We start from the raw sequence: 13072 nt of genomic DNA, 5'->3' as shown, positions 1-13072 counted from the left end.
CGCCCCACCCTGGGACGGATTGCGGCGTCAGTCAACAATCACATCGCAGGTGCAGCATCGGAGGGCCCCGCCGACCGCTTGAAAAAACGACATTTTCCGCCGCTTGGGCTATGGTGAGGAAACCCGTCCAACCCCCGCTGAACAAACGGTTTTTCCCTTGGCCCCGCACCGCCGCCTGGACCGCCTGCACCAACGCCGCATCACCGTCGACGGCCGCCCCTTCGCCACCCTGAAAGGGGTACCGGCGGTGCGCTGGCAGGACCCCTATCACTTTTTGTTAAGCATTTCCTGGGGCGGATTCTTCGGCCTGGCGCTGGCCGTCTACATCGTCGCCAACCTGGTTTTCGCCGGCCTCTACCTGGCGGAGCCGGGCGGCGTCACCAACGCCCGCATCGGGTCCTTCGCCGACGCCTTCTTCTTCAGCGTGCAGACCCTGGGCACCATGGGCTACGGCGTCATGGCGCCCAACACCATCTATGCCAACGGCGTGGCGGCGGCCGAATCCTTCACCGGCATGCTGGGCGTGGCCCAGATCACCGGCCTGATCTTCGCCCGCTTTTCCCGGCCCAAGGCGCTGATCATGTTCAGCCGCAACATCCTGTTCACCCAGCACGACGGCATGCCCGTCCTGATGCTGCGGGCGGGCAACCAGCGCGGCAACCAGATCCTGGAGGCCGAGGCCAGCATATCGCTCAGCACCATGCGCATCACGGCGGAGGGCACGCAGATGCGGGGTTTCGACGAGCTGAAGCTGCTGCGCGCCAAGTCGCCCCTGTTCGCCCTGTCGTGGAGCATCATCCACAGGATCGACGAGGCCAGCCCCCTGTACGGCCAGACGGAATGGACGCTGCGCCAGGCCCAGGCCAGCTTCATCGTCCTGCTGAGCGGCACGGACGAGAACTATTCCCAGAAGGTCTACAGCCGCAAAACCTATGACATCGGGGACGCGCTGTGGGGCCAGCGCTTCGTCGACATCATCAATCTGCGCGACGACGGCCACCGCCTGCTGGACTTCACCCGCTTCCACGACGTGGAACCGCAACGTTTGCCCAAAACCGGGCCGGAGCCCACATCCTAGCCTTAGGGTTAGATAACCCTTCGCAAACGCAATATTAATAGACCACCCGATATAGATAGACCGGAAGGCTTAGGTTAGGCGCTTCAAAACGCCGAACCCGGGCCGCTTCTCCTGTCTGGAGTCTTAGGGGTGCCGCGGCAACCGTTCATCACCTTGGGTCAGATACTGGGTACCGGCGAAGGCCGGCAGCTGCTGAACCCGGGCGCGCATGCCCACGGGGCGGCGCGCGAACGCCACAGCCTGGTCACGACGCGGGTGCGCACCCTGGCGCTGCTGCTGTGCGCGCTGACCTTGGCCTGGACGGTGGTGGATTTCGTGACGTTCGACTGGCCGGTGTGGGGCGCGCTGGCGGGCGGGCGCCTGGTGGCCGCCGCAGCCTTCCTGGCCCTGGCCTGTCATCCGCGCTGGCGCCGTGGCCGCCTGGGCATCGCCCCGGTCATGAGCCTGCTGATCGGCGTCATCCTGGCCTTCTACCTATGGGCCGAGACGGTGCTGCAGCTGTTCGGGGTGACCGGCTTGGGCGCCACCAGTTCCACCGCCTACAACGACCTGCCCTATATCACGGCGGCCGGCCTGGCCATCTTCCCCCTGACCATGCTGGAAAGCGGGCTGGCGGCCCTGGCCATCGTGGTCACCACCGCCCTGTCCATGACGCTGTGGCCTCAGGTGCTGGAGGGGGAGGCGATGGTGATCGCCCTGTGGCACGTGGTGGTGACGGCCGGCATCGCCGGCATCGCCGGAATGTGCCAGTTGCGCCTGCTGATCACCCTGACCGACCAGGCCAACCGCGACGGCCTGACCCGGGCGTTCAGCCGCCAGGGCGGCGCGGAGTTGCTGGCCGCCCGTTTCGCCCGGGCCCAGCAGCTGGACCAGCCCCTGACCCTGGCCTTCATCGACCTGGACCAGTTCAAGGACGTCAACGACCGCTATGGCCATGAGGCGGGCGACCAGGTGCTGCAAGGGGCCGCGCGGCGCATCCGGGAGAACGTGCGGGAGAGCGACACCCTGATCCGCTGGGGTGGCGAGGAATTCCTGCTGATCCTGCCGGAAACCACCATCCACGACGCCCTGCCGGTAATCGAGCGCCTGGCCGCCGCCGGCCTGGGGCCGCGCCCCAACGGCGTGCCGCAGACGGCTTGCGTCGGCCTGGCCGAACGCATCTCCGACAACACCCAGGACTGGCACGACCTGGTGGCCATGGCCGACCTGCGCATGTATGCCGCCAAGCGGGCGGGGCGCAACCGCTATACCTTCTCCCCCGGCAACCCCCTGCCCTTCATCCGGCAGACCCTGTCTGAAGTGGCTTGATGGGGCTCACTGCGCGGCGGCGGCCGGGCAGGTGTCGCCGTTCCCGCCGTCCAGATCGACGCAGCGGCCATCGACCTCGCCCGGTTCCAGCTTGAACCCCACCAGGGCCGCCAGCGTCGGCATGATGTCCACCGTCTCGATCGACAGGGGCTGTTCGAAGCCCGTCATGCCCTTGCGCCAGAACAGGATGGGCACGCGCCGGTCATAGTCCCAGGGGCTGCCGTGGGTGGCGATGTAGGTCGCGGGCTTGGCCGCGATGGCGGTGATGCGCGGCTTCAGGAAGACGACCAGGTCGCCGGACCGGCTGGGCTCGAACGAGGCCCGGGCGCGGTCCAGCAGGGTCCAGGCGTCCGGCGCCCCGGTGGGCACCGGTGCCGCCGCCACCTCGGCGGCGGTGTAGACGGCCGCCACCTGCGGATCGGCGCGATACAGGGCCAGCGCATCGGCCAGCACCTTGGTCCGCCAGGCGCCGGCCACCGACGGCCCCACCCAGACGTCGCCGTTGTTGCCGCCGTACAGCAGGTCCGTGCCGTCCACGCCCAGGGGCGCCACCTTCTTGCCGAAGTTCTCGGCCACCAGCCCGTCATCCACGCGCGCCGCCATCGGCATGCCGCGCAGGCGCTCACGTTCCGGAATGTCGTTGCCGCCATGGTCGGCCGACAGGGCCAGGACGTAATCGGTCCCCGTGGCATCCAGGGCCGCCACCAGCTTGCCCAGCGTGCGGTCCAGGTTGGCCATCTGGATGCACATCTCCGACCCTTCGGTGCCGTAGCTGTGGCCGATGTAGTCGGTGGCGGAGGCGCCGACCGTCAGCACGTCGATGGATTTGCCATGGCCCAGCTTCATGTCCTTGACCAGCCGGATGGCCAGATCGACGATGGCGGCGTCGAAGGCGGGGGAGGCGCGCCATTGCGCCTCCGCCTTAGGGCCGGGCTGGCGGGCGAAGCGGCCGTTGCCGACGGTGAGGACATCGTCCTTGCGTTCCACCGCGACGGCCATGTCGATGGCCCGGCACCACTCTGGCTCGGCATATTCCTTCGCAGGCTTGGCGATCTCCGCCAAGGCGGCCTGGTTGACGGCGGTCACGGCCGCCGGTGCCGTGCGGCCCTCGTAGGAGACGAAACCCGGGCCGTCCTTCCAGAACCACAGCTCATCCACGGCGTGGCCGCCCATCATGATGGCCGCCCGGTCCTTGCCGGCGACGGAAACGGTACGCACGTCGGCATCGGCGGCCTTCAGCCGTTCGCCCAGGGTCGGCACCTTCAGGTGCACGTCCGAGGGGACGTAGGCCTTGTAGCTGCCCTTGCTCTCATCCTCGGCGCAGTAGATCTTGCCCGGCCGGGGCCCGCGGAAACTGTACCAGTCGTTGGCGATGATGCCGGTGCGGGCCGGGCGGTCACCGGTCATCAGCGTCGAATGGCCGGGGCAGGTCTCCGTCGCCGCGTGGCTCTGGTAGCCGTTGGGGAACACCGCGCCATCCAGCAGCCGGCGCAGGCCGCCGGTGAAATGGCTGCGATACTGCTGAAACAGGTCGGTGGAGAACTGGTCGACCGACACCAGCACCACCAGCTTGGGCGCAGGTGCTGGGCTATCCGCCGCGATGGCGAGGGTCGGCGCGGCCAGCAGGGCCGCCACGGCGCACAGCGGCGCCATCATCCTGGAATACCAACGCGTCACGGCTTTTCTCCCCCCTCACCCCATGCGACCAATCCACGCAGGGTCCGCGCAGTTGTTTTCCATTGGCGGCCCGATCGCAACACGTGTCTGGCCTTGTCTTTGAAATGTCATGTGATTTGCCCGGCTTGTGGCTGCGGCACCACCTGACTTAAGGTGGAAACGCCGAGATCGTTGGCACGCGGGGGAACATGACGGCGTTGGAAGTGAGGGGCCTGGCCAAGAGTTTTGGCCGGCCGGCGGTGCGGGGTCTGGATCTGACCATCGCGCCGGGGGAGTTTTATGGCCTGCTGGGCCCCAATGGTGCCGGCAAGACCACCACGCTGCGCATGATCGTGGGCCTGCTGGCGCCCGACGCCGGCACGGTGCGGGTGTTCGGCATCGATGCCCTGGCCGACCCCATCGCCGCCAAGCGCCAGATCGCCTGGCTGCCGGACGAGCCGCTGATCTATGACAAGCTGACCCCGCTGGAATTCCTGGAATTCGTGGCCGGGCTGTGGGGGGTGCCGGCGGCCGACGCCCTGGCCCGGGCGGATGAGCTGCTGCACCGCCTGGATTTGTGGGAGCATAGGGCCGAGCGGTGCGAGGGCTTCTCCCGCGGCATGAAGCAGAAGACCGCCCTGGCCGGCGCCCTGATCCACAACCCGCGCCTGCTGATCCTGGATGAGCCGCTGACCGGCCTGGACGCCGCCATCGCCCGCGAGGTCAAGGATATCCTGACGGAACGGGTGAAGGCCGGCGCCACCATCATCCTGACCACCCACATCCTGGACGTGGCGGAGCGGCTGGTGGGCCGCATCGGCATCATCCGCGACGGCCAGTTGCTGGCGGAAGGCACGCTGGCCGAACTGCGCGGCCGGGTGGGCCGCAGCGACAGCACGCTGGAAGAGGTGTTCCTGGATCTGGTGGCGGATGCGCCGCCGAAGCCCACGGCGGTGCCGGCATGACGGACGCCGCCATGCCCACGGACGCCGCCCCGGGCGGCTTCGCACGGCCGGGATCGCTGCCCTGGCTGCTGCGGCATGAGCTGCGCCTGGCCTGGCGCTCGGTCCGCCTGTCGTCCAACGCGCTCCTGTTCTGGCTGCTGGGCATGATGCTGCTGTTCCATGGCCTGGGTTTCCTGCTGGCCCGGTCGCTGTCCAGCACCTTCACCACCGCCGTCGGGGGCACCGTCGCGGCGATCATCGCCGGCAGCTTCATGGCCGGCACCGCGCTGTACCGGGCGCTGGACGCGCTGTACAGCCGGGGCGATTTCGACCTGCTGCTGGCCTCCCCCCTGTCCCCCGCCGTCATCCTGCCGGCCCGCGCGCTGGCGGTGGCGCTGTCCACGCTGCTGTTCCCGGCGGTGGTCATCCTGCCCATCGCCAACATGGGGGCGCTGTTCGGCCATCCGCAATGGCTGGCGGCCTATTTGGCGTTGCCGGCCCTGGCCCTGCTGGTCACGGCGCTGGCCCTGCTGCTGTCGCTGGGCCTGGTGCGCTGGGTGGGGGTGCGGCGGGCCAAGGCCGTCGGCCAGACGGTGGCGGCCCTGACCGGCCTGGTGATGGCCTTCGCCGGGCAGATCCCCCGCCTGGCCATGCCCTATGTCGCCTGGGCAAGCGGCCAGGACCTGGGCAAGGGCTGGATCGCCGTCCTGCTGTGGCCCGGCCGGGCGTTCATGGGCGACCCGCTGCCCCTGGCGCTGCTGGTGCTGGTGTGCGTGGGCACCTTCGCGGCGGTGGTGACGCGGACGGGCACCGCCTTCGTCGCCGCCTCGGCCGCCGCCGCCGGTGCCGCCACACCCAAGGGCCGCGCGGCCAAGGCCGCCCGTTTCCACGACCGCCTGGGCCCGTCCCTGCGCCGCAAGGAATGGCGCCTGATGCGCCGCCACCCGCAATTGACCATGCTGCTGTTCCAGCAGGCGAGCGGCGCCATCGTCCTGGGCTTGTCCATGCAGCAATATTGGCGGGCCCAGCCCGTGGTCATCAGCCTGCTGATGGTGCCGGTGGCGGCCCTGGCGGCCGGCGTCCTGGCAAAGCTGGCCCTGACCGACGGTGCCGCCGACCTGATCAACGCCGCCCCCGTCCCGGCCCGCCGCCTGCGCTGGGCCAAGGTGGAGGCGGCCAGCCTGCCGCCGCTGGCCGCCGTGGCGGTCGCGGCCCTGGCCGTCCTGCATTGGAGCCCCTGGACCGCCCTGACCGTGCTGTCCTGCGGCGTGGCGGCGACGGTCAGCGGCGTGGTGTCCAGCCTGTGGGTACAGCCCCTGACCGGCACTGCCCAGCAGCAGGCCCTGCTGCGGCCCAACAAGAAGGGGGCCGGCGGCAAGGCCGTGGGCCGCACCCTGGTGGAGATGCTGATGGGCTATGGCTGGATGGCCACGGCCTTCATGATGCAGGGCCACAACATCTATGCCGGCCTGGTCGCCGCCGGCCTGCTGGGCCTGCTGGCCATCCTGCGGACGCCTCTTTAGTTTTCCCTCACGCGCCGGGCGCCGGCATCCGCCGGCTGGGCTATCCTCGCCTTTTCAGTCCACTGCGTTCCCCGAAAGGCTCCGGCGGACGCGGTCGCGTCCTATGGCAGGTGCCGGAGGTGATCGGTCACTCAGCCGGTGACAGTGCTTCATCCGCGCGCCGCCGGTTGACGAACAGGACGAAGATGGCGGTGACGACGCAGGCCAGGCCGGCCACCTGGAAGGCGGGGAAATAGCTGCCCCATTCGGTGCGGATGAAGCCGGTGCCGTAGGCCGCCAGGGCGGCGCCCATCTGGTGGCCGGTGCCGACCCAGCCGAAGATGACGGGCGCGTCGCGCCGGCCGAAGCGGTCGGTGATCAGGCGCACGGTGGGCGGCACGGTGGCGATCCAGTCCAGGCCGTAGAACACGGCGAACAGGGACAGGCCGTACAGGCTGAAGCCCGACATGGGCAGGTAGAACAAGGACAGGCCGCGCAGGCCGTAATACCACGACAGCAGCTTGCGGCTGTCCACCCGGTCGGACAGCCAGCCGGACCCGGTGGTGCCCACCAGGTCGAACAGGCCCATCAGCGCCAGCAGGCTGGCCGCCGCCACCTCGGGAATGCCCTGGTCGAAACAGGCGGAGATCAGGTGGGTGCCGATCAGGCCGTTGGTCGACAGGCCGCAGACGAAAAAGCTGGCGAACAGCAGCCAGAAGTCGCGCGACTTGGCCGCCCGGCCCAGGGTCAGGAAGGCGATGGCGATGGGGTTGCCGGCGCGCGGCCCCAGATCGTCGGCCGCCGTCCCGCCCACGGGCACCAGGCCGACGGACCGCGGGCTGTCCGGCAGCAGCAGGGCCACCAGCGGGATCAGCGCCAGGCCCACGGCACAGACGGTCAAGCCCACCGCCTGCCAGCCGAAATGGGTGGCCAGCGCCGCCATGCCGGGCAGGAACACCAGCTGGCCGGTGGCCGAACTGGCGGTCAGCAGGCCCATGACCAGGCCGCGCTGCGTCACGAACCAGCGCGTGACCACGGTGGCCGCCAGCGCCATGGAGATGACGCCGCTGCCCAGGCCCACCAGCAGCCCCCAGGACAGCATCATCTGCCAGGGTGCGGTCATGAAGGTGCTGGCCCCGGTGGCCGCGGCCAGCAGGCCCAGGCCGATCAGGATGGTGCGGCGCACGCCGATGGCCTGCATCAGCGCCGCGGCGAACGGCCCCATGAAACCGTAGAGGAAGATGTTCAGCGACACCGCCGCCGCGATGGTGGCGCGGTCCCAGCCGAAGGCCTGTTCCAGCGGCACGAACAGCACGCCGGGTGCGGACCGCACCCCCGCACCCACCAGCAGGGTGGCGAACACCAGGGCCGCCACCACCCAGCCGTAATGCGCGCGGCCCGCCATCCTGGCCGCCAGGCGCCGGGACAGGGCGGGGGCGGTGCCGTGGTGGGGCAGATGGGCGCCGGGGGCGGCTGTCTCGGGACTATCGGTCATGGTGCGATGTGTCCGGCTGGAATGCGGTCGGGCCATAATACGGGCAATTACCCATATTTCAAGAACCGACAAGAACGCGTATCTGTTCCGCTGTAGGACGCGACCGCGTCCGCCGGAAGTTTCTGGGGAACGAAGTGGACCAGAAACTGAGGAAGCCAAGCGACCGGATGGCCGCGCCCGGCGCTTGAGGGGCGGCATTTGAACGGTCACGTTCAAATGCCGCGCGTATCATAGGCCGCAGCCGGCGCCCCCAAGGCGTATGTCATAGGCTGCGCCGGGCGGCCACCGGCCCCCTACCCCAATCGTCTATGGCTATCCGAATTTGTTGAAGACTTCGACTCGGGATCGGCGTAGCATTTGTGACTGCGGCATGACCGCGTCAAGGCGGCAACCGTCGTCTAGCGATCGATGCACGGAAAATAACAACGCCCCTTACCACATCAATTGTTGTGTCAAAGGGGATCTGGTCACCAATACTGCCAGAACCGGCCCATCATCGCGAACATTACAGGCGACTTCCGCCCCTATCCCTTGAACTGATAACCGGAGGGGACTATGGCCACTGACAATTTCGTCGAAAGCCTGCGCCAGAAGCATGCGAGCCTGGAAGACAGGATCCATGCCGAACTGGCCCGCCCTTATCATGACAGCGCCGAGGTGCAGCGCATGAAATTCGAAAAGCTCAGGCTTAAGGAAAGAATCGACGAACACACGCGGCACTGATCCGCCGCGCGGCCATTGGCCACGTAAATCCCGGTGGGTCCGACGCTGTGGCGCGGCCCGCCAGCAGATGATGAAGACCGGATGGATTTACCCCATCCGGTCTTTTTTTATAAACTCATGCCCCGCGTATTATTTCTTATACAAATCCTGGTATTCCTGGCGCAGCAGGTTCTTCTGCACCTTGCCCATGGTATTGCGCGGCAGGTCGTCCACGAACAGCACGCGCTTGGGCTGCTTGTACTTGGCCAGCCGCCCTTCCAGTGCCGCCAGCACGGCGGCCTCGTCCACCGCCGTCCCCTTCTGGCGCACCACCACGGCGGTCACGCCCTCGCCGAAGTCCGGATGGGCCACGCCGATGACGGCGCTCTCCACCACACCGGGCAGGCCGTCGATCTCGGTCTCGATCTCCTTGGGGTAGACATTGTAGCCGCCGGAGATCACCAGGTCCTTGCCCCGGCCCAGGATGTGGACGTAGCCGCGCCCGTCGATCTTGCCCAGATCGCCGGTGATGAAGAAGCCATCGGCCCGGAACTCGGCCGCCGTCTTCTCCGGCATCTGCCAATAGCCCTTGAAGACGTTGGGGCCGCGCACCTCGATCATGCCGATCTCGCCCTGCGGAATGGCGGCACCGGTTTCCGCATCGACCACGCGCAGGGCCACGCCCGGCAGGGGGAAACCCACCGTGCCCGCCACCCGGTCCCCGTCATAGGGGTTGGAGGTGTTCATGTTGGTCTCGGTCATCCCATAGCGTTCCAGGATGGCGAGGCCGGTGCGTTCCCGCCAGCTGTCGTGGGTCTCCGCCAGCAGGGGGGCGGAGCCGGAGATGAACAGGCGCATGTGCGCCGTCGCCGCCTGGGTCAGGCCCGGATGCTGCAGCAGGCGGACGTAGAAGGTGGGTACACCCATCATGGTGGTGGCGCGCGGCAACTGGCGCATCACCTCATCGGCATCGAACTTCGCGAGGAAGATCATGGTGCCGCCGGCCAGCAGCAGGGTGTTGGTGGCGACGAACAGGCCGTGGGTATGGAAGATGGGCAGGGCGTGCAGCAGCACATCCTTGCCGGTGAACTGCCAGTAATCCACCAGGGTCAGGGCGTTGGAGGCCAGATTGTCATGGCTGAGCATCGCCCCCTTGGACCGGCCGGTGGTGCCGGAGGTGTAGAGGATGGCGGCCAGGTCGCCCGCCTCCCGCGCCACGTCGACGAAGGTGTCGGACAGATCCGCCGCGTCGGCCAGCAGGGTGCCGGCATCCGCCGCCCCCTGCCCGCCCAGGGTTTCCACCGCCGCGACACCCTTGGACCGCGCCAGGTCACCGATGGCCGTCGCCTTGGCGGGATCGCACACCACCAGGCGCGGCGTGGCGTCACCGATGAAATAGTCCAGTTCCGTCAGGGTGTAACCGGTGTTCAGCGGCAGGTAGACCGCACCCGCCCGCACACAGGCCAGGTACAGCACGATGGCCTCGGGACTTTTTTCCACCTGCACCGCCACGCGGTCGCCGGGCAGCACACCGCGCGCCACCAGCAAATTGGCCAGGCGGGCCGACAGGGCCACCACGTCGCCGTAGGTCAGGGTCCGTTCCGGCTGGCCTTTGGTCTCAGGCGCGATGATGAAGGGCGTCTCGGGCGCCGGCATGCGGCCACGGATCAGGGAAAACAGATGGTTGGCCATTTGGGATCACACTCCGGCGTCTTAAGGCGTCTTTTGATAATCAGGCGTGGGGCTGGGGATCGGGCGTGTCGGCGGCGCGGGCCCCCTTGGCGGCCGGCTTGGCCTTGGATGAAGGCTTCCTGGCCTCGTCGCCCGTCTCGGCCCGCAGATGGCGGCGCACGGCGGCGGCGGCCACCACTTCCCCCCGGTCGGCATAACGTTCGTGGTTGGTCTCGATGTCATCCAGCTTATACAGGTAATTCACCATCAGGCCATGGGCCTGCGACAGCCCCTTGGGCGATAGGTCGCCCAGGATGTTCAGGCGTTCCAGCCGGGCGCCGTTGCCCAGGTGGAAACGCGCCACCGGGTCCACCGGCCGGTTGCCCCGCGCCTTGGCCTTCAGGAAATAATGCGCCGCCGCCTGCTGCAACACCGGCGTCAGGGTGGCCGCCGCCGCCGGGTCGGCCTGCCAGTCCGGCTGGTCCAGCGCCGCCAGGATGGATTTGTCCGCCGGCACCAGCACGGCCGAATTCTCATCCTTGCGTTCCCGGGATAACCAGCGGGCGAAGCCCGGGACCGGCGACAGGGTGACGAAGGTGCGCAAATTGGGCAGCTCACGCCGCAGATCCTCCACCACCTGCTTGATCAGGAAGTTGCCGAAGGACACGCCACGCAAACCCTCCTGGCAGTTGGAGATGGAATAGAACACGGCGGTGGTGGCCTGCTCCGCCGCGATGGGCGCGCGGTCCTCCGCCAGCAGGGCGTCGATGCTGGCCGGGATGTCGGGGGCCAGCGCCACCTCCACGAAGATCAGCGGATCGTCCAGCAGCTGGGGATGGAAGAAGGCGAAGCAGCGGCGGTCGGTCGGCGCCAGGCGGCGGCGCAGATCGTCCCAGTCGCGGATGGTATGCACCGCTTCATACCGGATGATCTTTTCCAGGATGTTGGCCGGGGTGGTCCAGTCGATGTGGCGCAGCACCAGGAAACCCCGGTTGAACCACGACGCCAGCAGATGGGAAAAGTCGGCGTCCACCGCCTCCAGCGCCGCCTTTTCCACGCCCTCGGCCTTGGCCAGGATCTGGAACAGCGTCTCACGCATGCGCACCACCGCCTCCGTCCCGCCGGGCGCCAGGTTCAGGCGGCGGAACAGTTCCTGGCGCCGCGCCTCCGCCGCCGTGTGCAGGGTCAGCGCGGTGCCGGCCCCGGGGGTGGCGCGATAGGCCTCGATCGCCCGGTCCAGCTTGATGGGATCGGGACCGAAACGATAGGCCAGGTCCAGCAGGAAGGCGCGGCGGCCGTCGGCGTCCAGGGCCGCCCACTGGTCCAGGATCTGCCCCGCCAGCGCCACGCCCGACGCCTCCCCCCGCCCGGACAGCAGGGTGTCGCACAGGCTGGGCAGGTCGCGCCTGGCCGGCGGCCGGGACGGCATCAGGCGTGCGGCGTCCTCCAGCAGGTCCTCCACCATGGGGCCATGGCGGTGCAGCAGGGCGCGGCCGCGATCGGCGATGGTGGTCAGCATGGACCGGAAGAAGGTGGTGCTGCTCATGGAATCGGGCCTCGCGGAATGAAAGTCACAGGCAGTGAGATAGCACCCGCCGCCCGGCGCGCAACGGCCAAGGCCCGCCTATCCCACCGCCGCCACGCCGGGCGAGGACATGTTGGAGACGAAATCCGACAGGCCGTCGCCCTGGATGCCGATGTGCCGGCGCATCAGGGATTCGGCCCGGTCGGCGTCGCCCTCCAGCAGGGCGCGGACCACGTCGTCATGCTCCTGCACTGATTTGGCGACGCGGCCCAGCTGATGCAATTGGTTGCGGCGATAAGGCGACAGGCGGTTGCGCACCCGCCGCGTCTCCTCCTCCAGCTGGCGGTTGTGGCTGCCGGCGTAGATCACCTCATGAAAGCGGGTGTTCATGGCGTAATAGACGTCCGGGTCGCCGGCCAGGGCCAGGCGCTGGCATTCGGCGTGGACGGCCACCAGGTCGGCACGTTCCGCCGGCGTCATGCGCCGGGCGGCCAGGCGGGCGCACAGCCCCTCCAGCACGGCCATGATCTCGAACAGTTCCAGCACCTGGCGCACGTCCAGGCCCACCACCACCGCCCCCTGGCGCGGCCGTATCTCCACGAAACCCTGGGCCGCCAGCATCTTCAGCGCCTCGCGCACCGGGGTACGCGACGTGCCGAAACGCTGGGCCAGCACCTGTTCGTCCAGGCGCATGCCCGGCAGGGCGCGGCCGGCGCAGATGTCATCCTCCAAGGCGCGGGCCAACTGATCGGATCGTGTTTCCGGAAGGGCCATGGGCATCCTCAAGGCTAGGAGTGCGCTTGATGCGCGGGCTTCTTAAAGCGAAGGCTTTGAAAGCATTGTCTTTAAATAAAATGCCGGCAACGGCCGCTATCGACCGGTCTCACCTTCGTTTTCTCCCTGTCATTACGCATACACTACGTATCTTCCTGCATGCAAGATCATCAATCTTGCGTTTCAGAGATTGACGCGCCTGGGTTGCTCTGACATGCTCCGACCAAGCAAGCACATGCAAATAAAGATATATTTCGCAATTGCAGCATTCATTGAGCAATTGCGGGATCAGGGAAGAACAGACGCACCCGTCCTCTTGTGATCATTGCCCCCGAGTCGCCCCAACACGCGGCGGCCGGGCCCCTGGCCACCGCCGGGGAAACGCCCTGCACCTTTCACAGGTTGCGGCCCCATCGG

The 13072-nt window shown here is 68.1% G+C and carries 10 protein-coding genes; 5 read left to right on the top strand and 5 right to left on the bottom strand.

What is annotated here, in order from left to right:
* The first annotated feature begins 157 nt into the window (after nucleotides 1-157).
* Together PW843_10705 and PW843_10700 are read left to right on the top strand one after the other, a co-directional pair.
* Complete coding sequence (locus PW843_10705; protein ID MDE1147073.1) at nucleotides 158-1078, top strand: ion channel; 921 nt, start codon at nucleotides 158-160, stop codon at nucleotides 1076-1078.
* A gap of 129 nt (nucleotides 1079-1207) precedes the next feature.
* Nucleotides 1208-2386, top strand: a complete 1179-nt coding sequence (locus PW843_10700; GenBank protein MDE1147072.1) for a GGDEF domain-containing protein — start codon at nucleotides 1208-1210, stop codon at nucleotides 2384-2386.
* A 6-nt stretch (nucleotides 2387-2392) separates the two neighbouring features.
* Here the strand turns inward: PW843_10700 and PW843_10695 are convergent, their stop codons facing one another.
* On the bottom strand, nucleotides 2393-4063 hold the full coding sequence (locus PW843_10695; GenBank protein ID MDE1147071.1) for an alkaline phosphatase family protein: 1671 nt from the start codon (nucleotides 4061-4063) through the stop codon (nucleotides 2393-2395).
* Nucleotides 4064-4251: 188 nt separating this feature from the next.
* On the opposite strand from PW843_10695, the gene PW843_10690 reads away from it, so the two are divergent.
* Both PW843_10690 and PW843_10685 read left to right on the top strand, forming a co-directional pair.
* On the top strand, nucleotides 4252-5007 hold the full coding sequence (locus PW843_10690; GenBank protein ID MDE1147070.1) for an ABC transporter ATP-binding protein: 756 nt from the start codon (nucleotides 4252-4254) through the stop codon (nucleotides 5005-5007).
* Entirely contained in the window at nucleotides 5004-6509 is a 1506-nt protein-coding gene (locus PW843_10685; protein MDE1147069.1) for a hypothetical protein, read from the top strand. The genes PW843_10690 and PW843_10685 overlap by 4 nt, the downstream gene beginning before the upstream one ends.
* A 127-nt stretch (nucleotides 6510-6636) precedes the next feature.
* On the opposite strand, the gene PW843_10680 is transcribed toward PW843_10685, so the two are convergent.
* Complete coding sequence (locus tag PW843_10680) at nucleotides 6637-7983, bottom strand: MFS transporter (protein MDE1147068.1); 1347 nt, start codon at nucleotides 7981-7983, stop codon at nucleotides 6637-6639.
* Between the two features lie 555 nt (nucleotides 7984-8538).
* Between PW843_10680 and PW843_10675 the strand changes: the two genes are divergently transcribed.
* Complete coding sequence (locus PW843_10675; protein ID MDE1147067.1) at nucleotides 8539-8706, top strand: YdcH family protein; 168 nt, start codon at nucleotides 8539-8541, stop codon at nucleotides 8704-8706.
* A gap of 129 nt (nucleotides 8707-8835) precedes the next feature.
* Here the strand turns inward: PW843_10675 and PW843_10670 are convergent, their stop codons facing one another.
* The 3 genes from PW843_10670 to PW843_10660 form a co-directional block, all read right to left on the bottom strand.
* The gene (locus tag PW843_10670) at nucleotides 8836-10377 is read right to left on the bottom strand and encodes a malonyl-CoA synthase (GenBank protein ID MDE1147066.1); all 1542 of its coding nucleotides are present in this window, start codon (nucleotides 10375-10377) and stop codon (nucleotides 8836-8838) included.
* A gap of 40 nt (nucleotides 10378-10417) precedes the next feature.
* Nucleotides 10418-11902, bottom strand: coding sequence for a malonyl-CoA decarboxylase (locus PW843_10665; GenBank protein ID MDE1147065.1), 1485 nt, complete (start codon nucleotides 11900-11902; stop codon nucleotides 10418-10420).
* A 78-nt stretch (nucleotides 11903-11980) separates the two neighbouring features.
* Nucleotides 11981-12655 carry a GntR family transcriptional regulator gene (locus PW843_10660; GenBank protein MDE1147064.1) on the bottom strand — a complete coding sequence of 225 codons (675 nt, stop codon included), beginning with the start codon at nucleotides 12653-12655 and terminating at the stop codon, nucleotides 11981-11983.
* Nucleotides 12656-13072: the final 417 nt, after the last annotated feature.

The sequence above is a fragment of the Azospirillaceae bacterium genome, assembly GCA_028283825.1.
Taxonomy (GTDB): Bacteria; Pseudomonadota; Alphaproteobacteria; order Azospirillales; family Azospirillaceae; genus Nitrospirillum.
Note: the sequence above shows the minus strand (reverse complement) of the source record. Positions and strands in the feature narration are given on the sequence as shown.